The sequence below is a fragment of the Acinetobacter sp. 24-47-66 genome (genome assembly GCF_056779755.1).
Genome location: NZ_JBWYIL010000006.1, coordinates 81,354 through 105,147 on the forward strand (window position 1 = coordinate 81,354; position 23,794 = coordinate 105,147).

At 39.2% G+C, this 23,794-nt stretch carries 18 protein-coding genes and 1 riboswitch; of the genes, 13 read left to right on the forward strand and 5 right to left on the reverse strand.

Annotation, left to right across the window (positions count from 1 at the left end):
- Nucleotides 1-9 precede the first annotated feature (9 nt).
- Complete coding sequence (gene ettA / locus AC1M84_RS07590) at nucleotides 10-1,671, reverse strand: energy-dependent translational throttle protein EttA (RefSeq protein WP_035263944.1); 1,662 nt, start codon at nucleotides 1,669-1,671, stop codon at nucleotides 10-12.
- 298 nt (nucleotides 1,672-1,969) lie between these two features.
- On the opposite strand from ettA, the gene AC1M84_RS07595 reads away from it, so the two are divergent.
- The 4 genes from AC1M84_RS07595 (at nucleotide 1,970) to AC1M84_RS07610 (ending at nucleotide 5,223) form a co-directional block, all read left to right on the forward strand.
- Nucleotides 1,970-3,247 (forward strand): O-acetylhomoserine aminocarboxypropyltransferase/cysteine synthase family protein, encoded by a 1,278-nt coding sequence (locus AC1M84_RS07595; protein WP_035263942.1) that lies wholly within the window; start codon nucleotides 1,970-1,972, stop codon nucleotides 3,245-3,247.
- Between the two features lie 241 nt (nucleotides 3,248-3,488).
- Nucleotides 3,489-4,376 (forward strand): SDR family NAD(P)-dependent oxidoreductase, encoded by an 888-nt coding sequence (locus tag AC1M84_RS07600; protein ID WP_092767298.1) that lies wholly within the window; start codon nucleotides 3,489-3,491, stop codon nucleotides 4,374-4,376.
- A 116-nt stretch (nucleotides 4,377-4,492) separates the two neighbouring features.
- Entirely contained in the window at nucleotides 4,493-4,792 is a 300-nt protein-coding gene (locus tag AC1M84_RS07605; protein ID WP_481594771.1) for a hypothetical protein, read from the forward strand.
- 113 nt (nucleotides 4,793-4,905) lie between these two features.
- Nucleotides 4,906-5,223, forward strand: a complete 318-nt coding sequence (locus AC1M84_RS07610; protein WP_092767300.1) for a hypothetical protein — start codon at nucleotides 4,906-4,908, stop codon at nucleotides 5,221-5,223.
- Nucleotides 5,224-5,281: 58 nt separating this feature from the next.
- On the opposite strand, the gene AC1M84_RS07615 is transcribed toward AC1M84_RS07610, so the two are convergent.
- Both AC1M84_RS07615 and AC1M84_RS07620 read right to left on the reverse strand, forming a co-directional pair.
- A complete protein-coding gene (locus tag AC1M84_RS07615) occupies nucleotides 5,282-7,477 on the reverse strand; it encodes a bifunctional SulP family inorganic anion transporter/carbonic anhydrase (protein WP_481594772.1) in 2,196 nt (731 codons plus the stop codon).
- 199 nt (nucleotides 7,478-7,676) lie between these two features.
- On the reverse strand, nucleotides 7,677-10,043 hold the full coding sequence (locus tag AC1M84_RS07620) for a Tex family protein (protein WP_481594773.1): 2,367 nt from the start codon (nucleotides 10,041-10,043) through the stop codon (nucleotides 7,677-7,679).
- A 482-nt stretch (nucleotides 10,044-10,525) separates the two neighbouring features.
- On the opposite strand from AC1M84_RS07620, the gene ompR reads away from it, so the two are divergent.
- The 3 genes from ompR to AC1M84_RS07635 all read left to right on the forward strand — a co-directional run bounded on the left by ompR (nucleotide 10,526) and on the right by AC1M84_RS07635 (nucleotide 14,583).
- Nucleotides 10,526-11,290 (forward strand): osmolarity response regulator transcription factor OmpR, encoded by a 765-nt coding sequence (gene ompR, locus AC1M84_RS07625; protein WP_035263934.1) that lies wholly within the window; start codon nucleotides 10,526-10,528, stop codon nucleotides 11,288-11,290.
- Nucleotides 11,291-11,396: 106 nt separating this feature from the next.
- The gene (locus AC1M84_RS07630) at nucleotides 11,397-12,857 is read left to right on the forward strand and encodes an ATP-binding protein (protein WP_481594774.1); all 1,461 of its coding nucleotides are present in this window, start codon (nucleotides 11,397-11,399) and stop codon (nucleotides 12,855-12,857) included.
- A gap of 208 nt (nucleotides 12,858-13,065) precedes the next feature.
- Nucleotides 13,066-14,583 carry an acetyl-CoA hydrolase/transferase family protein gene (locus AC1M84_RS07635; RefSeq protein WP_092767310.1) on the forward strand — a complete coding sequence of 506 codons (1,518 nt, stop codon included), beginning with the start codon at nucleotides 13,066-13,068 and terminating at the stop codon, nucleotides 14,581-14,583.
- A gap of 390 nt (nucleotides 14,584-14,973) precedes the next feature.
- Here the strand turns inward: AC1M84_RS07635 and phoU are convergent, their stop codons facing one another.
- Nucleotides 14,974-15,699: a phosphate signaling complex protein PhoU gene (gene phoU / locus AC1M84_RS07640; protein WP_035263928.1), complete on the reverse strand. Its 726-nt coding sequence runs from the start codon at nucleotides 15,697-15,699 to the stop codon at nucleotides 14,974-14,976.
- Between the two features lie 96 nt (nucleotides 15,700-15,795).
- A complete protein-coding gene (gene abuO, locus AC1M84_RS07645; RefSeq protein ID WP_092767312.1) occupies nucleotides 15,796-17,136 on the reverse strand; it encodes a multidrug efflux outer membrane protein AbuO in 1,341 nt (446 codons plus the stop codon).
- 279 nt (nucleotides 17,137-17,415) lie between these two features.
- Between abuO and AC1M84_RS07650 the strand changes: the two genes are divergently transcribed.
- From AC1M84_RS07650 to gluQRS, 6 genes are all read left to right on the forward strand, one after another.
- Nucleotides 17,416-18,468: a hypothetical protein gene (locus AC1M84_RS07650; RefSeq protein WP_481594775.1), complete on the forward strand. Its 1,053-nt coding sequence runs from the start codon at nucleotides 17,416-17,418 to the stop codon at nucleotides 18,466-18,468.
- A 40-nt stretch (nucleotides 18,469-18,508) separates the two neighbouring features.
- Nucleotides 18,509-18,628: riboswitch (TPP riboswitch) on the forward strand.
- Nucleotides 18,629-18,715: 87 nt separating this feature from the next.
- Nucleotides 18,716-20,611: a phosphomethylpyrimidine synthase ThiC gene (gene thiC, locus AC1M84_RS07655; protein WP_481594776.1), complete on the forward strand. Its 1,896-nt coding sequence runs from the start codon at nucleotides 18,716-18,718 to the stop codon at nucleotides 20,609-20,611.
- Nucleotides 20,612-20,684: 73 nt separating this feature from the next.
- Nucleotides 20,685-21,311 (forward strand): NUDIX domain-containing protein, encoded by a 627-nt coding sequence (locus AC1M84_RS07660; protein ID WP_481589168.1) that lies wholly within the window; start codon nucleotides 20,685-20,687, stop codon nucleotides 21,309-21,311.
- Nucleotides 21,312-21,314: 3 nt separating this feature from the next.
- Nucleotides 21,315-22,121 carry a 3',5'-cyclic-AMP phosphodiesterase gene (gene cpdA / locus AC1M84_RS07665; protein WP_481589169.1) on the forward strand — a complete coding sequence of 269 codons (807 nt, stop codon included), beginning with the start codon at nucleotides 21,315-21,317 and terminating at the stop codon, nucleotides 22,119-22,121.
- A gap of 206 nt (nucleotides 22,122-22,327) precedes the next feature.
- The gene (dksA, locus tag AC1M84_RS07670) at nucleotides 22,328-22,849 is read left to right on the forward strand and encodes an RNA polymerase-binding protein DksA (protein WP_481593236.1); all 522 of its coding nucleotides are present in this window, start codon (nucleotides 22,328-22,330) and stop codon (nucleotides 22,847-22,849) included.
- Nucleotides 22,850-22,908: 59 nt separating this feature from the next.
- Nucleotides 22,909-23,772: a tRNA glutamyl-Q(34) synthetase GluQRS gene (gene gluQRS / locus AC1M84_RS07675; protein WP_481594777.1), complete on the forward strand. Its 864-nt coding sequence runs from the start codon at nucleotides 22,909-22,911 to the stop codon at nucleotides 23,770-23,772.
- The last annotated feature ends 22 nt before the right edge of the window (nucleotides 23,773-23,794 follow it).

Genomic DNA, 23,794 nt, shown 5'->3' on the forward strand with positions numbered 1-23,794 from the left:
TAGATGGAATTAACCACCAATTTTGCGATATTTTTGGCGCTTAGCCACTAGATCATCGCCATCGCGTTTACGACGGTATTCTTCGAACTCAGCATAGTTTCCTGTGAAGAATTCTGGTGTTTCACCTTCGAATGACAAGATGTGCGTTGCAATACGGTCTAGGAACCAACGGTCATGCGAGATGACCATTACAGTACCTGGGAATACTAAAATTGCATCCTCAAGCGCACGTAAAGTTTCGATATCCAAGTCGTTCGATGGTTCATCGAGAAGGATAACGTTTGCGCCCATTTGTAGAATTTTCGCAAGTTGTAAACGGTTACGCTCACCACCTGACAATTGACCTACACGCTTCTGCTGATCTTGGCCTTTAAAGTTAAAACGACCAATATATGCACGTGATGCGATTTCATATTCACCAATACGTAAGATATCTAAACCGCCAGAAACTTCTTCCCAAACCGTTTTATTGTTATCTAAGGTGTCACGAATCTGACCCACGTAAGCCACTTTAACTGACTCACCTAGCGTTACCGTACCTGTATCAGGTTGTAATTCACCTGTCATCATACGGAATAGTGTGGTTTTACCCGCACCGTTCTCACCCACGATACCCACGATCGCACAAGGTGGAACAACAAAAGATAAATCTTTGTAAAGCGTACGATCACCAAACGATTTGCTGATACCTTCAACTTCCACAACCTTGTTCCCTAGACGTGGACCAGGTGGAATGTAGATTTCAGACGTTTCGTTACGTTGTTGGAATTCACGAGAGTTAAGCTCTTCAAAGCGTTCCATACGTGCTTTATTTTTCTTTTGCTGACCTTTTGCATTAGAACGAACCCATTCAAGTTCTTTTTTCAATGCTTTAGCAAAAGATTCTTCTTGCTTCTGTTCTTGCTCTAAGCGGGCATTTTTCTGCTCTAACCAAGAAGAATAATTACCTTGATAAGGGATACCCATACCACGGTCAAGCTCAAGAATCCACTCAGCAACGTTATCCAAGAAATAACGGTCATGCGTAATCGCAACGATTGTACCAGGGAAATCTTTTAAGAAACGTTCCAACCATGAAACAGATGATGCATCCAAATGGTTCGTCGGTTCGTCAAGAAGCAACATGTCTGGTTTAGACAAGAGCAAACGGCAAAGTGCCACACGACGGCGCTCACCACCTGACAATTTAGTGACATCAGCATCCCAAGCTGGCAAGTTTAAAGCTGCCGCTGCTTGTTCAAGCTGGTTATTTAAGTTATGCGCATCCCAAGTTTGAATAATTGCTTCAAGCTTTTCTTGCTCTTTTGCAAGTGCATCAAAGTCGGCATCTTCAGCTGCATATTCAGCGAAAACTTCATCAAGACGAGCTAATGCATCAAGTGCTTCACGAACGCCATCTTCAACGTTGCCACGAACGTCTTTTGTTTCATCTAATGGCGGCTCTTGCTCAAGGTAGCCGATCTTGATACCTGGTTGTGCACGAGCTTCACCAGAGAAATCTTTATCTACGCCAGCCATAATACGAAGCAAGGTAGATTTACCTGCACCGTTTAAACCAAGAACACCAATTTTAGCGCCCGGGAAAAATGATAAAGAGATGTCTTTAAGGATTTCGCGCTTAGGCGGAACCATCTTAGAGACACGGTTCATCGTGTAAATATATTGGGCCACGTAGGACTCCTCTATAAAAAAAACAAAATCCGCTGTAAATACAAATCGCGGACAAATAATTAGGGAGCATTATACGATGAATACGATAAAAACATAAGCCATGCGCCCGAACTTGCAAGGAATGTTACAAGATTATTTTTTCATCAAATTCACCATTCAAAGTGCACAAGAATATGGCTTTTAAATGAGCAACATATGAGAATTTTAGATAACTTTTTCAATATTTTATAAATTTTATAATATGATTAGGGTGCTATATTCTCATTGAACAATTTTTAAACCACAAGAAGATCTCAAAATGACATATAAGGACGAAACCCTCGCCATCCATGCTGGATACTCACCTGAACCAACGACTAAAGCAGTTGCGGTACCCATTTATCAAACGACGTCTTACTCATTTGATAATACGCAACATGGCGCAGACCTATTCGATTTAAAGGTCTCTGGGAATATTTATACACGGATTATGAACCCAACGACTGCTGTGCTTGAACAACGTATTGCAGCACTCGAAGGTGGGATCGGCGCATTAGCACTTGCATCAGGTATGGCAGCCATTACCTATGCCATTCAAACCATTGCTGAAGCTGGGGACAATATCGCTTCTGTATCTACACTTTATGGTGGTACATATAATTTATTTGCACATACGCTACCAAAACAAGGGATCGAAGTGCGCTTCTTCGATTATCAAAATCCAGAAAGTTTGCGAGCACTTGTTGATGAAAAAACTAAATTAGTCTTCGTTGAGTCTATTGGTAATCCTCTCGGCAATATTATTGATTTAGAAGCGATTTCTAAGCTTGCACATGAACTTGGCATTCCTGTAATTGTGGACAATACAGTTGCTACACCAGTGCTTCAAAAATCTTTTGAATTTGGTGCAGATATTGTTGTTCACTCTCTAACCAAGTACATCGGCGGACATGGTAATTCGATCGGCGGTATCATTGTTGACAGCGGTAAATTCCCTTGGGGTAAATATCCAGATCGTTTTAAAGCATTAAATACGCCCGATCCAAGCTATCACGGCGTGAACTATGTCGAAGCGCTTGGTGAAGCAGCTTATATTGCACGTGCTCGTGTCGTGCCATTACGCAACACAGGTGCAGCGATTAGCCCACAAAATGTTTTCTTAATCCTGCAAGGTTTAGAAACATTAAGTTTACGTATGGAACGTCATACTGAAAATGCTTTAAAAGTTGCTCAATATTTACAAGCTCATCCAAAAGTAAAATGGGTAAATTACGCAGGACTACCTGATCACCCGCAACATGCTTTAGCTCAGAAATACGTTAAGGGCAAACCTTCAGCAATTCTTTCATTTGGTGTACAGGATGGCTTAGCAGGCGGAACTCGCTTTATAGATGCCCTACAATTATTCACACGATTGGTGAATATCGGTGACGCAAAAAGCTTAGCATGTCACCCAGCAACTACAACGCATCGCCAACTGAATGAAGAAGAGTTAAAAGCTGCTGGCGTTTCTACGGATATGGTTCGCTTATCTATTGGAATCGAACATGCTGACGATTTAATCGCCGACCTAGAACAAGCGCTCGCTCAAGTTTAATCTTGGTAATACATTAGAAATAAAGCCTCATGACTGGGGCTTTATCCTCATTTACCATATCGTCTTTTTCAATTATTTTATTCGTATTACCACAATAAAAAATTAGAGCATTTACTCTAATTTTTACAATAAATTCATAAACTTATGCCATGGTTTATTTTCATTTTTCCACTATGCTGATTTGTATGACACGTTTAAAAATACGTGTTCCACAATTCATTGCATTTACAGGGAGAATGAAGTGAATAAAAAATTAGAACAGCGTTTTAAAAAACGTGTCCATGGAAAAAATATTCTGATTACAGGCGCGTCCAGTGGTATCGGTTTAACTGTTGCACATCAATTGGCTGCGGCAGGTGCGCATGTATTATTGGTGGCACGAACTGAGGAAACTTTACAACAAGTAAAATATGAGATTGAGCAAAAAGGGGGAAAAGCTGACATTTTTCCTTGTGATTTGAATGATATGAGTTCAATCGATGCTGTAACGCAACAAATCTTCAATAGCGTCACACATATTGATATTTTAATTAATAATGCAGGTCGTTCGATTCGCCGTGCAGTCCATGAGTCCATCGACCGTTTTCACGATTTTGAACGCACGATGCAACTCAACTATTTTGGTGCTGTTCGCCTCATTTTAAATATCCTTCCACATATGATAGACCGTGAACGTGGACATATTATTAATATTAGTTCAATTGGTGTATTAGCCAATGCTACACGCTTCTCTGCATATGTCGCTTCAAAAGCTGCATTGGATGCATTTAGCCGTTGCCTATCAGCTGAAGTCCATGCGCATAATATCGCTATCACCTCGGTCTACATGCCTTTGGTCAGAACGCCGATGATCGCTCCAACTAAAATATATAAATACGTGCCAGCACTTTCACCGAATCAAGCTGCAGATTTAATCGCTGGTGCTATTGTGAACCGTCCAAAAAAGGTAGCGACTGGTCTTGGAAAACTTGCATCAATTACTTATGCAATTGCACCTGATATTAATAATAAATTGATGTCGATTGGATTTAATTTATTTCCAAGCTCTACTGCTTCTGTCGGTCGCCAAGAGAAATTAAACATTGTACAGCGTGCATATGCCCGACTATTTCCTGGCGAACATTGGTGATCGAACAAGTTAATTTAAGTACTTTGTGAGATGATCTTGTTACATTTTCACTGTGTGATTTTAATTATTCTTTAAGAATTAAATGCCATGATCAAAACATAAAATAGGAGTTTGTCATGGCTCAAATTTATTTTTTTAAATTATTTTTTCTAGCAGTTGCTGTTTTGATTTTTACTCAAATCATGAGCATGATTATTCAGCAACATTACTCATTCGACACCTTATTACAGCTAGGTTTATTTTTAATTTTGCTTGAGCTGGGATTCAACATAAAACCAGCCGATGCTCAAAATAAAACTGAATTGGATCAACAGCAGATGAATCATGCCAAAGCACCAAAGTCTTATGCATATCATTTGTCAAAAATAGGTTTAGGCACTATTGCATTCAGCTTGATCTTACCGAATCTTATTTAGTGCTAATCATGATTGGGTTCAAATCTAGGCGTAAAAAAAATTTTGAGATCATTCGTTAGGCGGCAGAGTTATGTTATAAACCTTGCATCTTATTGATTTTATGCTTTGTACTTATGCGTGGTTTAGCTTTAGTGCTGCAATGTGCAGCCATCGCATTTGCGATATTCCTCATTTATCAAGTTACTCTCGGTTTTTATACTCAAGAATTTAAAGTTTTAGACGTAGTCGCAGATGTAGGAACTATTCTCATCTGTATCGATCTTGCCGTATTCTTGTGGCATAGCCGCCAAACTAAAGCTGCCAACCTACAAGACTATGCACAAAAGATCGAACAATCAGTTCCAAAATTCGTAAAAATTTCACGAAAATTAGGTCATCTCGGGATTTTATTGATCTTAACCAGCTGGATTGTCCCCATGATTAATGGATAAATTAAAAACCTCCCATTTGGGAGGTTTTTAATATCACTTACTGATGAAATGAGATCATTTAAGATAAAAAGTTGACTTGACCAGATTTCACATCATAGATTGCGCCAACAATCCCAATCTCTTTACGCTCAATCATGTCTCTTAACGTGTCACTATTTTTAATAATATAATTAATATTATTTCGCACATTTAACACAGTTACGGCATCAATAAAATTGGTTGTAAGTTGATAATTACTCATATCATTTTTGACTGTTTCCGCCGCCTGCATAATCGGCTTCAAAAAATGCTGAACGTTCGGTGTATCTTTTAGTTGACTCAAATCCACCTTTTGCTCAAATAAATGACAAGCAGATCCTACCGCACCACAGTCCGTATGCCCCAATACCACGATCAGTTTTGAACCTTTGGTTTTACATGCAAACTCTAAAGAGCCCACGACTTTTTGACCAGCAATATTTCCAGCAATACGCAAACTGAATAAATCACCGATTCCTACATCAAAAATGCGCTCTGTCGGTGCTCTAGAATCCATACAACCCAACACTGCAGCAATAGGATGTTGCCCTGCATTTGACGTAACTTGAATTTGGCGAGCAATATTATGGTGTAAACGCTGATGATTAATAAAACGCAAGTTCCCGTCTTTTAGCATCTGTAAAACTTGATCAGGACTGAGCTGTTTTTGGAGTTCTTGCGTACTCACATCAAGATCGAGCTCGTCCTCTTTTATTTCAGGATAATGTGCTTTAAAACCTTGTAAATTAACTTTTATCCCCTGCTTTACCGCCACTTCACTTTGAAAGTCCTTAATAATTTGATAGATATCTGGATCAATATAATAGGTATTGGATGCATCGATTAGCACATTTTCATGCGGTTTAACTTTTTCTAAAGCGGTGACGAGTGCGGCACGATTTAAAAAACTTAAATTCGGTGCTAATTCAATACGGGTAAGTGAACCATGCAAGTGTTTTTCATGGATCACACGTACACCACGGTGTAAATGACTCTGTAAGATAATCAATAAACTGATCACTAGACCAATCATGATGCCTTTCAGTAAATCAGTTGCAATGATTGCAACTACCGTGACAATAAAAGGTAAAAATTGTTTCCAACCTTGCGCATAAATCCGTTTAAATAGGCTTGGTGTTGCCAATTTAAATCCAGTCAAGATTAAGATTGCTGCCAATGAAGATAGCGGTATCGCATTGATTAATGGGGTGAGCGCCACCACTGCAACAATCAGTAAAAAACCATGAAAGATTGCAGAAAATTTGGTTTTAGCCCCACTGGTTGCATTCACTGAACTACGAACAATGACTGAGGTAATCGGCATACCACCGATCAATCCTGACATAGAGTTTCCAACACCCTGTGCAAATAATTCACGATTCGGTGGTGATGAGCGCTTTTGTGGATCCATCTTATCGGCAGCTTCTAAATTCAATAGTGTTTCAAGAGAAGCTACCACCGCTAATGTAATTGCACCCGTATAAATTAAACTATTATTCCAATACGAAAAATCTGGAAACTGGAAAATCGTTTCTGAACCAGAAAAGATATTCGGAAGATTAATCAATTGTTGAGGGTTTACTGCATATGGAGAGCCGATTTTCAACATGATAAAGTTAAGAAGTCCAGCAAATATCACCGCAATCAAGGCTGAAGGCAGCGGCAGTTTTTTTAATTTACTACTATCCCACAGTAGGATTAACGCAATACAACTTAGACCAATTAATCCTGAGCCAATATCAATATGACTCAGTACAGATTGAATTGACCATTGATCAATCAAAGCAAATCCTTTGACGTCCAAACCAATCAATTTAGGTAATTGACTGATAATCAGTAACAGACCAATCGCGGCAAGCAATCCCAAAATCACATTGGTGGGTACGAAATTTGAGAAAACACCTAACCTAAAAATACCAAATAATATTTGTAAAATTCCAGCTAAAAACAATGTGAACAAAAAGGCTTGATAATTACCTTGTAGTAATTCAATTTGGGTCAATACAATCGCCACTAAGCCTGCAGCGGGACCAGATACACTGATATGTGAGCCACTAAAAAAACCAACAACGATTCCACCAATCACGCCAGCAATAATGCCTGAAATGAGTGGTGCACCTGATGCATGAGCTATGCCCAAACAAAGCGGAAGTGCAACAAGGAAAACAACCAGACCTGAGAGCAAATCACGACTATAAAATCGAGGTTTCAGCTCTTCATTTTGAGATATACTCATGTTTAATTTCTCTTAATTATATGACTTATAAAGTTAAAAATAATTTTGAAGTGATGAATTGATTATTAAGTTTTTCTTGTTATTTTATACCATCTTAAAGTTTACATTTAAAATAAATCACCTTGATGTTCTTCATTTATTTAAAAACATAAGCATAAAAAAAACCTCCCATATGGGAGGTTTTTTACCTGATTAAAGATTACTTCGAACCTTTAACCCCTGCTTGTAATAATAATGCACCTAAACCACCAATCTTCTGTTCTTGTGGTTTCTGCTGCTGAGGTTTTTTCGCATGTTGTGGGCGATCACCGTGTGGACGTGCTTGCTGAGGACGCTTCGCGTGTGGTTTACGCTCACCACGTTGCTCTTGCTGGCCATGAGTTTCACGACGTGGCTGGCGCGGTGCCTTCGCAGGTGCTTCAGATCCTGCAGGACGCATCGATAAATTAACACGATTACGTTCCACATCAACTTGCAACACACGCACTTGAACAATTTGTCCTGGTTTCACAAACTTATGTGGATCAGAAATAAATTCATTCGCTAGTTCTGAAATATGAACTAAACCATCTTGATGAACGCCAACATCAACAAATGCACCAAAGTTCGTTACATTGGTCACCACACCTTCAAGCTCTAAGCCTTCAGTCAGTTGTGAAACCTCAGTAATGTCATCACGGAACTTCGCTGTACGGAACTCTGGACGTGGATCACGACCTGGTTTTTCAAGCTCCGCCAAAACATCTTGGATGGTTGGTAAACCAAATTTGTCATCAACAAACTCTTCAGGTTTAACCTGACGAATGATTTCAGTATTGCCAATAATATCTTTTACAGTGGTCGCTTTCGCTTCAGCAATCTTGTTGACTAAACCATAAGACTCAGGATGAACTGCTGAAGCATCCAATGGCTCTGAACCGTCTTGAATACGTAAGAAACCTGCAGCTTGCTCAAAAGTACGCTCACCTAAGCGTGGTACTTTTTTCAAATCTTGACGATTATCAAAACGACCATTCTCTTTACGGTAGTCTACAATTTGCTGTGCTATAGATTTGTTTAATCCTGCGATGTAACCCAAAATCGCTGAAGATGCTGTATTCACATCTACACCAACTGAGTTCACACAGTCTTCCACTACAGCTTCAAGCGTTTTTGCCAAGCCTGTTTGATTCACATCGTGTTGATATTGACCTACACCAATTGATTTAGGATCAATCTTCACAAGTTCAGCCAATGGATCTTGTAAACGACGCGCAATAGATACTGCACCTCGAATCGATACGTCTAAATCTGGTAATTCTTGTGAAGCCAATTCAGATGCTGAATAAACTGAAGCACCTGCTTCAGATACAGACACGCGCGTTAATTTAAGATCAGCATGAGCAGCCATCATTTCCGCAACAACAGCTTCTGTTTCACGACTCGCGGTACCGTTACCAATAGCAATTAGTTCAACATTGAATTCACGACATAAACGTGCCAATTCATTGATCGAACCTTCTTTATCTTCTTTAGGTGCGAATGGATAAATCGTGCTGTGTGCCAATACATCACCAGATGCATTCACGACAGCCAATTTCACACCCGTACGGATACCAGGATCCACACCTAAAGTAGTACGTGAACCTGCTGGTGCTGATAAAAGCAAATGACGTAAATTTTCTGCAAACACTTGCATTGCTTCTGCTTCAGCAGCCAAACGCTTTTCAGTCAGAAGTGAATGCTCAATTGTAGGGCGGACTTTGCCGAGCCAGAATAATTTTGCAGTCTGCTTCATAAAATCTTGACGAGCTTGAGGTTGAACTTGATCAAGATTGTATTCAGTTTCAATGCGCGCCAAAGGAGCATCATTTTCACCATCAACTTTTAGACCGAGTACATTCTCTTGACGTCCACGTAACATTGCCAATAAGCGATGTGATGGAACTTTGTTTAAATTTTCAGAAAAATCGAAGTAGTCACGGAATTTTTTACCAACTTCTTTTTTCTCTTCACTAGCAACTAAGCTTTTTAACACTGCTGTTTTTGCAAACATCGCTTTAAGCTCTGTCGTGAGTGCAATATTTTGTGCCCAGTCATCAATGAGAATATGCTGAACAGCGTCTAATTGACTCTCTAAATCAGGATAATCTTCATGATTAAATCCTGCTAAAGCTTCTGCAGGTTCAACATTTTCATTATAGATTTTTTCAGCGATTGGGCCTAAACCAGCCTCTTTTGCTTTAAATGATTTACTCGTACGTTTTGGACGATACGGTGCGTAAATTTCTTCTAATGCATTTTTTGTTTCAACGGCATTGACGCGAGCTAACAAATCATCCGTGAGTTTATTTTGTTCTTTCAGTGATTCAATGACCTTTTCACGGCGTTCAAATAAATCACGAAGGTAAGTTAATCGGGTATCCAGTTGACGTAACTGCGTATCGTCTAAGCCTTGAGTTACTTCTTTACGGTAACGTGCAATAAATGGAACACTAGAACCTTCATCAATCAGCTTAATGGCAGCTTCTACTTGGTTTGGACGTACGGCAAGTTCACTTGCCAACTGCTGAACTAAGTCAGTCATCGTGTTAAATTCCACAAGGATAAGGACTAAAAGTTAGTGATTATAAAGACCGAGACTATAAAATCCACAATTGTTTTGAATATTTGCAATGAAATTTTAAATAAAAGTCTCAATTTTTCTGGTTTTATCTCCCAAAGAAAAAGCTTCAGGTGAAGTCTCTGATCAATTATGTGAGTGTAATGCCTCATTGTGTCATCACTTTGACAATCAACTAAAACATTTAACTCTTTAAAATCACTTTATTTTTCTAATTTTGATGTAAATTTCTTGCTTTCAATACCACTTCAAATTAGCTTCATATTGAATAGCGATTTTATTTTAAATTATTTGCCTAAAAACAGGTCAACACATGTTGTGATTTGGTTTCAAAACACGCTTAAAATTGTAATTTTGAGCAATTTGATACATAGTCTTAACAAGAACTTAGGCATTATACTGAGACAAATGAATATTTATAAATACAACTTTTAAGGGAGTGCATCATGAGTTTAGTTGTACCTGCTGAAAATACTGATGTAGTACACAATGACACTGACAGAGTTGAGCGCATTCTGGTCGTCGACGATGATGTGCGTCTTCGTACCCTTTTACAACGGTTTTTAGAAGATAAAGGTTTTGTGGTTAAAACCGCACATGATGCGACGCAAATGGATCGTTTATTACAACGTGAACTTTTCTCGCTCATCGTTTTAGATTTTATGCTTCCTGTGGAAGATGGTTTGAGCATTTGTCGTCGTTTAAGGCAGTCGAACATCGACACGCCTATTATTATGCTCACTGCACGTGGTAGCGACTCTGATCGTATTGCAGGGCTTGAAGCGGGTGCTGATGACTATCTACCAAAACCATTCAATCCAAATGAATTGTTAGCTCGTATCCGAGCAGTACTACGTCGACAAGTGCGTGAGGTTCCTGGGGCACCTAGCCAGAATGTTGAAGTGGTTTCATTTGGTCCTTGGTCACTCGATCTATCTACTCGAACATTAACTCGTGAGGGTCAAGTGGTGACCTTAACTACTGGCGAATTCGCAGTACTTAAAGCGTTGGTGCAACATCCTCGTGAACCATTGACGCGTGATAAATTAATGAATTTGGCACGTGGTCGTGAATGGGGAGCAATGGAACGCTCTATTGATGTTCAAGTCTCTCGTTTACGTCGTTTAATCGAGGAAAATCCGGCTCGTGCACGCTATATTCAAACGGTGTGGGGTGTGGGATACGTATTCGTACCAGATGGTGCAGAATAATTTTTAAACAATGGACTCCGCCATCAATGATGTCGGGGTCTTTATTTTATGTATTGAACAATTACATGCACTTATTCTTTTTAAGCCCAAATTCTCAGGTTAGACCGTGAAACTTGATCCTATTGACCCACAAAAATTTAATGAGTTTGTTGCGTATTCAGAGCGAAAACGAACCAAATGGGAACGCTTTCTTGACAAAATCAAGCCGCGCTCCGCTGCTATGCGAACAACAGTCTTGGTTGTTTTTGTGGTGTTCTTTAGTCTGTTTATGTCACTTTGGTTTTTTTGGAAAACCCTCTATTTACCAGAGATTCAACAGCATGCACGCTACCTTGCGGTTGAACTCGAAATTATTAACAACCCTGACCTTCGAATTTTTCATGGTGACACTGAACTTGATGTCGACACATGGTTAAAACAGCGTGTTGGAATTGAATACGTCACTGACCCAGCTGCATTCCCCAACCAGCGCGATAAAGTCATTGCTGAACTCTTTACGAACCAAGTTGAAAAACGTTTGGCCAAAGAGCTCGACGTGCCTGAGGTCACCGTCTATTTCCAATTTAAACCCAGTCCACGTATTTGGATTCAAACTCCAGAAATGAACGGGAATTGGGTTCAAGAGCCGTTAAAAACTTATGCGAATTATAGCCCCGAATTGATTTTGGCATGGTTTCTTGGCGTACCGCTGATTTCAGCCATGATTATCTTAACTTTAGTGAGACAGCTCAATCGCCCACTACGCCGACTGCAAAATGCAGCAAATAGCTATAGTAAAACTGGAAAAGCCCCCTATCTTGAGACGAACCACGGACCTTTGGAAATCCGCCAAGTCAACCAAGCCTTTAATCATATGATTTATACATTGGAGCTCACTGAACGTGATCGTCAAATTATGTTGGCTGGTATTTCACATGATTTAAGAACCCCGCTCACTCGAATTCGACTGAGTGCCGAAATGATGTCAGATGATGACTTCTTGAAAGAAGGCTTAATCTTTGATGTGGATGATATGGATGCCATTCTTAATCAGTTTATTTCTTACATGCGTGATGGTTCAGATGAAGACCTGAAAGAAACCAATATCAATACCCTCTTACAAGAATTGGTCATTCAGTTTAAACCCTTGGATATTCGCTTTGAACCAGAAGAACTCCCACTGATTACTGCACGTTCGCTTTCCCTCAAACGCTTAATTGGTAACTTAATTAATAATTCTAAGCGTTATGGTGCTGAACCCATTGAGCTAAGTGCGAAAGTCGAGGGAGATCATCTAAAAATTTGTGTTGCTGATCACGGTGCTGGAATCCCAGAAGATCAAATTGAAGATCTTATGCAACCTTTTGTACGTGGTAATGAAGCACGAACAATCCAAGGGAGTGGTCTTGGTTTAGCCATTGTGAAACGAATTGTCGATATTCATGAAGGTGAATTAAAAATTCATAATCGTCCTGAAGGAGGTCTTGAAGCGGTCATTCTACTGCCCCTTTCAACACCTCAAGTTGCTGATATTTCAACCAATAGTACCTTAGATAAAATCAGGCAAACCATCACCGAACGATTTTGATGAATGGTGAATAGTTGAACGGTTGAATTGGTTTAATTATTCACCACAATGAAAATTAAATATAAAAAACAATATCTTATAAACCATAATATATCTTTATATCCGCATTTTTTGAAAAAATTAGACCTTAGCCTAACAGGTATGCAAAATGGCTCGCTTGATCGGTACAATCGGTGCCAGATCCAGAATATCAAGAGAAGAGTAAACCATGTCTTTAGATCGCATTCGTTTAGAGTCACTTCATGAAAAAGTCATTTCAGCTGAACAAGCTTCAACGTTTATTGAAGATGGCATGACCGTAGGTATGAGTGGTTTCACGCGTGCTGGTGAAGCTAAAGCAGTTCCATTGGCATTGGTAAAACGCGCTCATACAAACCCTTTAAAGATCACTTTAATCACAGGTGCGTCTTTGGGTAATGACTTAGATAAACAGTTAACTGAAGCTGGCGTATTGGCTCGTCGTCTACCTTTCCAAGTCGACAATACTTTGCGTAAGGCGATCAATAAAGGCGAAGTAATGTTTATTGATCAGCATTTGTCAGAAACTGTTGAACAAATGCGTAATAAACAATTGAAAAAGCCTGATATTGCAGTCATCGAAGCTGTAGCAATTACTGAAGATGGTGGCATCATTCCAACGACTTCAGTAGGTAACTCAGCAAGCTTTGCAATCTTTGCAGAAAAAGTAATTGTTGAAATTAACACAAATTTAAGCCCAGCATTCGAAGGCTTGCACGATATTTATATCCCATCTTATCGTCCGACACGTCAGCCGATTCCACTCACTCAAGTCGATGAGCGTATTGGTACACATGCAATTAATATCGATCCAGCTAAAATTGTTGGCATCGTATTTAACAGCGAATTCCATGATTCTCCATCAACAGTGACTGCACCAGATGATGAGACTCAAGCAATTGCAAACCACTTAATCGAATTCTTTGAAAAAGAAGTCGCTGAAGAACGTCTTCCTAAAAATTTAGGTCCATTACAAGCAGGTATTGGTTCAATTGCCAATGCGGTATTAACGGGTCTTAAAGAATCGAATTTTGAAGATCTCATCATGTACTCAGAAGTACTTCAAGACTGTACTTTTGAATTAATTGATGCTGGTAAAATGAAATTCGCTTCTGGCTCATCAATTACACTTTCTGCACGTTATGGTGAAAAAGTATTCAATAATCTTGAGCAATACAAAGACAAACTTGTATTACGCCCTCAAGAAATTTCAAACCACCCAGAATTGGTACGCCGTTTAGGAATTATCGGGATCAATACTGCGCTTGAATTTGACATCTACGGCAATGTGAACTCTACACACGTATGTGGTTCAAAAATGATGAATGGTATTGGTGGTTCAGGTGACTTCGCACGTAATGCACATATCGCAATCTTCGTGACTAAATCAATCGCTAAAGGCGGTGACATTTCATCTGTAGTGCCGATGGCATCTCACGTAGATCACACAGGTCATGACGTAGACGTTCTTGTGACTGAACAAGGTCTTGCTGATTTACGTGGTCTTGCACCGCGTGAACGTGCACGTGCAATCATCGATAACTGTGTTCACCCATTGTATAAAGATGCATTAAACGACTATTTCGATCGTGCATGTGCTAAAGGTGGACAAACTCCTCACCTACTTACAGAAGCGCTCTCTTGGCATTCTAATTTCGAAGAAACAGGTCATATGTTATCTGCACCTGCAGAAGCAAAATCTGCATAAGTATGACTTAAAAAAGCCCTGAATATCAGGGCTTTTTTTATTTAAAAGATTCTAAAATACTTTTAGATCATCATAGACATAAACTAATGAAATAGGCAGGATTGGATAGGACACTAAAGTGTGATAAGTTTTACATTTTACAAATATTAAATTACACAAAATCACACTTTATCAGCTGAACTTTACACATAATTTAAATATTATTATTTCATAGCAAGATTATGAGTGAACAAATAATAATAACAGCGTACTGTTTCATCAGTTTTCCTTCCTAGATTTCCCCCAAAATCTAGGAATTTTTTTGTCTATATGTTTTACAGAACTCAAGTTTAGTGTCCACATAAAAAAACCTCGATATTCGAGGTTCCTGTGTATGATATGAATTCTATTTTAATGATTACCTTGAACTTTTTCTTCAATCTCTTCCACACTGGTGTGTCGTACGTCATAGCCTTTAGCCATATAAATCACTTGTTCAGAAATATTTCGCGCATGGTCACCAATACGCTCCAAAGAACGCAGTACCCACATGACATTCAGAACACGAGAAATATGACGAGGATCCTCAATCATGTAGGTCATTAATGTACGTGTAGCAGATTGATATTCACGATCGATATCTGCATCAGCCAACAAAACTTTAAGTGCTTGCTCTGCATCAACACGTGCAAATGCATCCAATGCATCATGAATCATTACTCGCACTTGATTACCGATATGACGTGTTTCCATATAACCACGAGGTGATTCACCTTCTTCACATAGATTTTGGGCTATACGTGCAATTTTAGCTGCTTCATCACCAATACGTTCTAAATCGGTATTGGCCTTGCTCATTGCAATCACCATACGCAGATCACTTGCAGCAGGATGACGACGCACTAAAATCAAAGTCAAACCTTCATCAATTTCACGCTCATAGCGATTTACCGTATTATCCTGAAATTGGACATCTACAGCTAAATTTACATTTGTATCTAAAAGAGCATGAATGGCATTAGCAACTTGTTGCTCAACCAAACCACCCATTGCCATAAATTTGGTATGGACATCTTGCAAATCTTCGTTAAATTGAGAAGAAATATGGTGGCTAAGTACAGGATTATTAGAGCTCAAAGTCTTATTACTCCACACAGCGTGAATGGATTGAAATTTTTGCCATATTAAAGCATATCAATTGTGAATGTTTGATGACAAAACAATCAATTCATTCTATTTTTCAACTAACCATGCATTCATTTGACGAAGCTCATTTTCATTCAATTGACCCACAGAAGCCTTCAACCTCAACACATTCAACACATAATCATATTGAGCATTCACAAAATCTAATCGTGTTGCAAAAGCATTTCTTTGCGCAAGCAACACATCAACCATACTTTTAAGCCCTTCATCATACTGAGCTTGGGATGCTTTCGCGACTAATGCTGAAGAATCCATGGCAGCTTTGCGCGCTTGCAATGTAGCACTATCCATATCAATTTGTAGGTAAGATTTTTTAGCATCTGTGGTTGCTTTACGTATCGCAGCTTCTAATTGGCGTTCCGACTTTTCAACATTTTTTGTCGCTTTATCAATATTAATTTTAGTTCGTCCACCGGTATAGGCATTCCAGTTCATTTCTACACCCACCTGATCAAATTTCCCATCACTTGATATAGCTGTTTGTGGTGACTGTTCACTATAACCATAAGTGGCTACTGCTTCGACTTGAGGATAAAGCGCCGCTTGCTCTACACGTCGCTGATCATTGGCATATTGACGTTGCAAACGCGCTTGTAGAATTTCAAGATTCTGTTCTTGAGCCAATTTGGTCCATTCACTCATGATATTCGGTACAGGCTTTTGATACTCGAAATCATCACTTAAAACAGCGAGCTTTTCTTGGTAAGGTCCAATCAACTGAGCAAGTTGCTCTTGTGCCAAGATTAATTGAACACCTGTCGCAATTCGATTTGCTCGCGCATTTTGATATTGTGCATTCGCTTCGCTGACATCGCTTTCAGCAACTAAACCTTCTTTGAGTTTGGCATTCATCATATTGAGCTGCTCGAATAATGCTTTTTCTTCTTGAGCGTTAGTGAGCGTTAAAGCCTGTTGACGTAGTACATTAAAATAAGCTTCAGAGACATTTAATATATGTTGTTGCTGTTGCTGTTTTAAAGTGACTTCACTCAGTTGAACTGAGGTTTTTACCTGTTTATATCCCTGCCAAGCATCCATTCTGAAAATGGGTTGTCGTGCAGTAATCGCAATTTGACGAGTGGTCGATGTCGATGCCAACAGGTCAGAACTATTAAAAAAAGGATTCGATTCTGTACTTGAACGATTTACATCTTGGTTTTTACGCGTCACATTTCCTGAAACAGTTACTGTCGGCAGCAAATTACCTTTTGCTAAACCTATATTTAACTGATCAGCCTCATACTGCAAAACGTTGGCTTGCCAATTTGGATCGGTTTGCTTTGCTCGCTCATAGGCTTCAACGAGGTTCAATGCAAAGCTCATCGGGCTAAGCGCAATTAAACTGACTGCAAGTAGAGTTTTTTTCATGATAATGACTTCACAGTACCTTAAGCATTTGAATAACAAGTAATTAGAATAGGATGTTGCAAATATAATCTTTAATCGAACTTTTTACGTATCAATTTTATTATTTTTTCATTTAATCCGGAGAATTATTTTGAATTATGCACATTGATGTATGTTTTTCATACATTATTTTAACGCTTGATTGCGAAGCAACTACAATAAATTTCACTGTACGGTTTTAAAATAAGTGAAAATCTATTTGCGCCTCATTTCACACTTTAACTGTATTTTGATATCTCAATGAAGTCATTTTTGCACACGTTTAAGCCTATTCGTCAATTATTGACTCTTATGGTCGTAAGTCTTGGCTTAACTGCGTGTCAAAAACCGATTTCCGAAGAAATACCTACTGAATCTCCAAACCCAACCCAAAACCAGAACACCACACCTGATCTCAACCTCATTTGTCAAAAACTCAAAAAAGAAATGCTCGGGATAACTGCTCAACGGACTACATTCGCCATTGAGCAAATCAATCAAGATATTCGACTTTGTCTTCCCTTAATGCCATTTCAGGAACAGAAAGAATTGATCGGTTTGGCAGACATCATGTATAGAAATTTCTTAAGTATAGATCGATCAGCTGATCAGCAGAAAGCTTTTGATTTATATGCTCATGACCAGTCGCAATTTCCGACGATTCAACAATCACAAATTGAAAAATTACATCCACGAGATCAATATTTACTTCGGCATAAGGGTCAAGCGTATATTGATCTCGTCGATATTAACCACCAAGCAACTTACCAAAGAAACCCATACTATTTAGCACGAGTATTTGCCCCCTATTTCCCTGAGGCAGAACAAGCATTTATGCAAGAACTTGCTGAACAAAATCAGCAAGCACAATTTGAAGATCCTCATTTTCATCTTGAAGCACAAGAGATTTCTAGACGTGCCCAGTATTGGGAAAATTATCTAAAAAAATATCCTCAAAGCAGTTTCCGTTTAGATGCAGAGTACCTTTATCATTTTTATTCAAATCTATTATTTAAAGGTCTCAAACATGATCCTGTTTCTCATGATTTTGAAGGACGTGTTGAAATTGCACCCGATGCTTTAGCTGAAATCGATCAACTCGCAAATATGAAAAATAGTCGCTTAGCAGATCAAGCGAGACTTTTCTTAAAATTTATCGAACTGGATTCACAACAAAAAAGTAAATTAACTTCAAATCAGACTGATCAAAATCCGCAAGTTCTTATACAGCTAAGTCACTATTTAAACTTAAAAACTGTTGATCTTGAAAATCGTCGTAATTGCTTTAAAGACGCAATTTGTTATGCATCATAGTCTGATGACTTTAATCTGACTTTATATGTTAATATTTTGGCATCGCTTGACGGAGCGCGAGTAATAACTCGCTGAGATCACCTAAAACATTGTTTTGATGGTGAGTACCGTTGAACCTGATCAGGTTAATACCTGCGTAGGAATCAAGCCATCTAAAAACTTTGTTCTAGGTTATTCATTCAGGATAATTCCGCCACCGTTTTTGGTCGTGCTTGATTCGTTGATGTCATTCATAAGGATCATTGCAATGAACCAATTAACGAATCTTTCAAATACAGATCTCTCTGCTCAACATGAGCAAGATGCTCAAGATCTCACCCGCATTTTACCAGCGTCAAAAAAAGTCTATGTTCAAGGTTCTCGTCCAGATATTCGCGTACCCATGCGTGAAATTGCACTCTCCGATACACCAACGGGCTTAGGCGGTGAGTATAATCCTGCCATCATGGTGTATGACACTTCAGGTGTTTATACCGACCCTGAGATTCAAATTGATTTAAATCGAGGCCTACCAAACCTCAGAGATACATGGCTTGAAGAGCGCGCAGATACAGAACAACTCGCGACATTAAGCTCAAAATTTGGGCGAGAACGTCTTCAAGATATTCGTACAGCTGGCATTCGTTTCGCACATATCCAGAAACCTCGTCGAGCTAAACCAGGACATAACGTTACGCAAATGCATTATGCTAAGCAGGGTATTATCACGCCTGAAATGGAATACATTGCGATTCGAGAAAACCAAAAACAGCGCGAAGGTGTGGATACTCGCCAACATGTTGGTCAAAACTTTGGTGCAAAAAATTTATTAGAAATTACACCCGAATTTGTACGCCAAGAAGTCGCTGCAGGTCGTGCCATTATTCCTGCCAATATCAATCATCCTGAACTCGAACCGATGATTATCGGACGAAATTTCCTAGTGAAAATCAATGCCAATATTGGCAACTCAGCACTGGGTTCATCCATTGATGAAGAAGTGGCAAAAATGACATGGGCAACACGTTGGGGTGCTGACACTATCATGGATTTGTCTACAGGTAAAAATATTCACGAAACACGCGAGTGGATTATTCGAAATTCTCCTGTACCTATTGGAACTGTTCCGATTTATCAAGCATTAGAAAAGGTGGATGGGATCGCAGAAGACCTTACATGGGAAATTTTTAAAGACACTTTAATCGAACAAGCTGAGCAAGGGGTTGATTACTTCACGATTCATGCTGGTGTTTTATTACGCTATGTTCCTCTCACAGCCAATCGCTTAACGGGCATCGTTTCACGCGGCGGTTCAATCATGGCACAGTGGTGTCTTGCACATCATAAAGAAAATTTCTTATACACCCATTTTGATGAAATCTGCGAGATCATGAAAGCCTATGATGTCTCATTCAGCTTAGGTGATGGTTTACGCCCTGGGTGCATTCAAGATGCCAATGACGAAGCCCAATTTTCCGAACTGCGTACATTAGGAGAATTAACCCATCGAGCTTGGAAACACGATGTGCAAGTCATGATTGAAGGTCCTGGTCATGTTCCTATGCATATGATTAAAGAAAATATGGATTTACAACTTGAGGTTTGCAAAGAAGCACCTTTTTATACATTAGGACCATTAACAACAGATATTGCACCTGGTTATGATCATATTACTTCAGCAATTGGTGCAGCCATGATCGGTTGGTATGGAACAGCGATGCTTTGTTACGTAACACCTAAAGAGCATTTAGGTCTACCCAATAAAAAGGACGTCAAAGATGGCATTATCACCTATAAAATTGCAGCACATGCTGCAGACCTCGCCAAAGGACACCCAGGTGCTCAAGTCCGTGATAATGCGCTTTCAAAAGCACGTTTTGAGTTTCGTTGGGAAGATCAATTTAATTTAAGTTTAGATCCTGATACGGCACGTAGTATGCATGATGAAACCATGCCGAAAGAGGCACATAAATCAGCGCATTTCTGTTCGATGTGTGGACCTAAATTTTGCTCAATGAAGATTACCCAAAATGTGCGTGAATACGCTCAAAATCAGCAGTCTGACAACCTAGATCTCAAGTTAAATCAAGAGATTGAATCAGGTCTCAACGCCATGAAAAATGAGTATCATAAGCAAGGACAAAAGTTGTATCAGAAGCTGTAAAAATTAAAAAACCTGTTTTTCTTTAATGCAATCTCAGTTAGGATGAAATAAATTTTTGTCCTAACGTATACGAATGAAAATTCTTGAAAAAGCTACTTACAATAATAAAGATTTTAAGGTCCATTCTCGCGAATCCCTTTATCAAGGATTCATTCGTATAGAGAAAGTGAGCATCACACATCGTTTATTTGGTGAGAATACTTATACCCCAACAATTCATCGTGAATTAGTGCATCGAAAAGAAGCTGCTGGTGTACTCATCTACAATGATGCACTCAAGCGCTTTGCACTGATTGAACAATTCCGAATTGGTGCAATCGATGATCCTATCTCCCCATGGCAACTAGAAATCATTGCAGGCGTATTAGATGGCGATGAATCACCTGAAACATGCATTCAGCGTGAGAGTTTAGAAGAATCTGGTTGTGAAATTCGTAATCTGGAACATTTATTTACCTTCTACCCTTCTGCTGGTGCGTGCGATGAAGTTTTTCATTTGTATGTTGCAGAAGCAGATCTTCCTGAGCAAGGCGGTATTCATGGTATGCCAGATGAAGGTGAGAATATCCAACTGCATATCTTAGCTTATTCAGATCTTGAACAATTATTGGCATCCAAACGATTGTGTAATGCACCTGTCATCATGGCTCTGCAATGGCTCAAACAGCACATTGCCACTACCTCTATAGCGCTGAGGTAATTTATGACGCCTTTAATCAAACAGAATAAAAATGATCAGCTCATTATCCAAATTACCGATACTCATCTCATGGATCATCCTGACACGCCGTTTGTTCAGATAAATCCTGAACAAAGTTTTCATGCAGTGATCAATGATATTTTAAATCGCTATCAAGACATTGATGCGATTATTCATACAGGTGACTTGGCACAGGTACCACATGAGGCAACTTATCACCGATATTTGAGTTTCATGAAAAATTTGAATATTCCGTTTTATCAAATTCCAGGGAATCATGATGATGCCGAATATTTTCCTTTTGCAGCGCCTGATCCTATACCGGCCGTGTTAACTTTCGAAACGTGGAAAATCGTCCTATTAAATAGTGCTGTGCCCCACAAAGTAGATGGTTGGATTAAAGCAGAACAATTGAATCATTTATCAATGATTCTTCAGGAAACACAGCAGCACCCTGTCATTTTGGCGTGTCATCATCACCCACTTGAAATGAAGTCCAAGTGGATTGATCGACACATCTTAAAAAATTCAGATCAATTGACCCAGATCATGGCAGAGTATCAACACATTCAAGCAGTGATCTTTGGACATGTGCACCAAGATTCGTTGAATGTTTGGAAAAATATTCAATTTTTATCAACGCCCTCCACCTCCGTTCAGTTTAAACCAAAGACTGAAGATTTTGCCTTTGATGACCTTGCACCAGGCTATCGCAGCCTACTACTGAAAACTGACGGTAGCTTTGAAACACGTGTTCATCGCCTACAAAATTTCGCGCAAAATATTAATAAAGAAATTTCAGGTTATTAGCTTTTCTTTTAAAGTGTTTTGGATTAAGTTATCTGTCCGAATGGAATCTGAACAGTCCAAAACAGATATTCATAGCTTTCATCTTTGATAAAAAATCTATATGATGACGCCCCCGATAGCAACAATCTATCGGAAGCGATAAAAACACTTGCATATCACCATATTTTTTGCGTACGCAAACACGCATATGATGAGGAATGCCCTTTATGGCGAATGACAACCAAAATCAAGTCTTGGAAGAAAACAACGTAGTTACTGAAAAAGTAAAACGCGTGCGTAAGACCAAGCCAAAGACTTCCGAAGGCGGTACTACAGCGAGTCTATTTGGCATCGAGCCTTATCAGCCGAAAAAAAATGAAGAATACATGTCTGAAGGTCAACTTGAGCATTTCCGTCAAATTTTATTGGCATGGAAAGACGAGTTAATGTCAGAAGTGGATCGAACATTAAATACAATGCAAGATGAAAATACTGCATTGCCTGATGTAAATGACCGTGCAACGCAAGAAGAAGAGTTTGCGATTGAGCTTCGTACTCGTGACCGTGAACGCAAGTTAATTCGCAAAATTGAACAATCTATCGAAGCAATCAAAAATGATGACTATGGTTTCTGTGAAACCTGTGGGATCGAAATTGGCTTGCGTCGTTTAGAGGCTCGTCCAACAGCGACGCTTTGCATTGATTGCAAAACTTTAGCTGAAATTAAAGAGAAACAAAATAACGGTTAATCATGTTATTTAATAATCCTTCCCTAACCCCTCCTTTGATAAAGGAGGAGGACAACAGGATGGCTTATGTGGGTCGGTTTGCGCCATCGCCAACCGGCCCTCTTCATTTTGGATCACTCATTACAGCTGTTGCAAGCTATTGTGAAGCAAGATCTCATGCAGGCAAATGGGTTGTACGAATTGAAGATACAGACATCCCTCGCATATATCCTGGTAGTGAAGAACATATATTGTCATGTATTGAAGCTTTCGGTTTCGAGTTTGATGACGAAATTATCTTTCAAAAAGACCGTTTAAACATCTATGAATCTGTCTTAAATGATCTTCAACAACGTGACCTCACCTATGCCTGCCAATGTACACGCAAAATCTTAGGCTCTAATCATATCTATAGCGGTACTTGCCGCGATTTAAAACTACCACACGATCAACAAGCCATTCGGGTTAAAACATCAGACGAGTTGATTTGTTTTGAGGATCTTTTACAAGGTCAGCATTGCTCTAATTTGACCAATGAATTAGGAGATTTTGTTCTTAAACGTCGCGACGGTATTATTAATTATCAGCTCGCCGTGGTTGTGGATGATTATCTACAAGGAATGACTCATGTTGTGCGTGGTGCTGATTTGCTGGATAACACTGAACGACAAATTTGGTTAGGGCGATTATTGGGCTACCCTGAACTTCAGTATATGCATTTGCCCCTAGCAATGAATAAAGATGGTACAAAGCTTTCTAAGCAAAATTTAGCTGTAGCACTTGATCTCACCCAAGCCCCCCAACTCTTGAACAAAGCTATTCACGCATTAGGACAAGATCCAGTTGATCTAGATCAACCAAATCGCATGCTTCTACAGGCAATTCAACAATGGGATCGTAAGAAAATTCCAGTTGGCACCACCATACAAGGTGTTTTTGAATAGTGTCCATACAGAATCATGCTTG

What these genes read in the sequence shown, in the direction of transcription:
- AC1M84_RS07605 (WP_481594771.1), top strand. Translation starts at nt 4,493, where the DNA reads ATGGCTCAAATTTATTTTTTTAAATTATTTTTTCTAGCAGTTGCTGTT.
- AC1M84_RS07660 (WP_481589168.1), top strand. Translation starts at nt 20,685, where the DNA reads ATGAAAATTCTTGAAAAAGCTACTTACAATAATAAAGATTTTAAGGTC.
- AC1M84_RS07615 (WP_481594772.1), bottom strand. Translation starts at nt 7,477, where the DNA reads ATGAGTATATCTCAAAATGAAGAGCTGAAACCTCGATTTTATAGTCGT.
- AC1M84_RS07610 (WP_092767300.1), top strand. Translation starts at nt 4,906, where the DNA reads ATGCGTGGTTTAGCTTTAGTGCTGCAATGTGCAGCCATCGCATTTGCG.
- thiC (WP_481594776.1), top strand. Translation starts at nt 18,716, where the DNA reads ATGAACCAATTAACGAATCTTTCAAATACAGATCTCTCTGCTCAACAT.
- AC1M84_RS07635 (WP_092767310.1), top strand. Translation starts at nt 13,066, where the DNA reads ATGTCTTTAGATCGCATTCGTTTAGAGTCACTTCATGAAAAAGTCATT.
- dksA (WP_481593236.1), top strand. Translation starts at nt 22,328, where the DNA reads ATGGCGAATGACAACCAAAATCAAGTCTTGGAAGAAAACAACGTAGTT.
- AC1M84_RS07650 (WP_481594775.1), top strand. Translation starts at nt 17,416, where the DNA reads ATGAAGTCATTTTTGCACACGTTTAAGCCTATTCGTCAATTATTGACT.
- abuO (WP_092767312.1), bottom strand. Translation starts at nt 17,136, where the DNA reads ATGAAAAAAACTCTACTTGCAGTCAGTTTAATTGCGCTTAGCCCGATG.
- AC1M84_RS07595 (WP_035263942.1), top strand. Translation starts at nt 1,970, where the DNA reads ATGACATATAAGGACGAAACCCTCGCCATCCATGCTGGATACTCACCT.
- AC1M84_RS07620 (WP_481594773.1), bottom strand. Translation starts at nt 10,043, where the DNA reads ATGACTGACTTAGTTCAGCAGTTGGCAAGTGAACTTGCCGTACGTCCA.
- ompR (WP_035263934.1), top strand. Translation starts at nt 10,526, where the DNA reads ATGAGTTTAGTTGTACCTGCTGAAAATACTGATGTAGTACACAATGAC.
- cpdA (WP_481589169.1), top strand. Translation starts at nt 21,315, where the DNA reads ATGACGCCTTTAATCAAACAGAATAAAAATGATCAGCTCATTATCCAA.
- gluQRS (WP_481594777.1), top strand. Translation starts at nt 22,909, where the DNA reads ATGGCTTATGTGGGTCGGTTTGCGCCATCGCCAACCGGCCCTCTTCAT.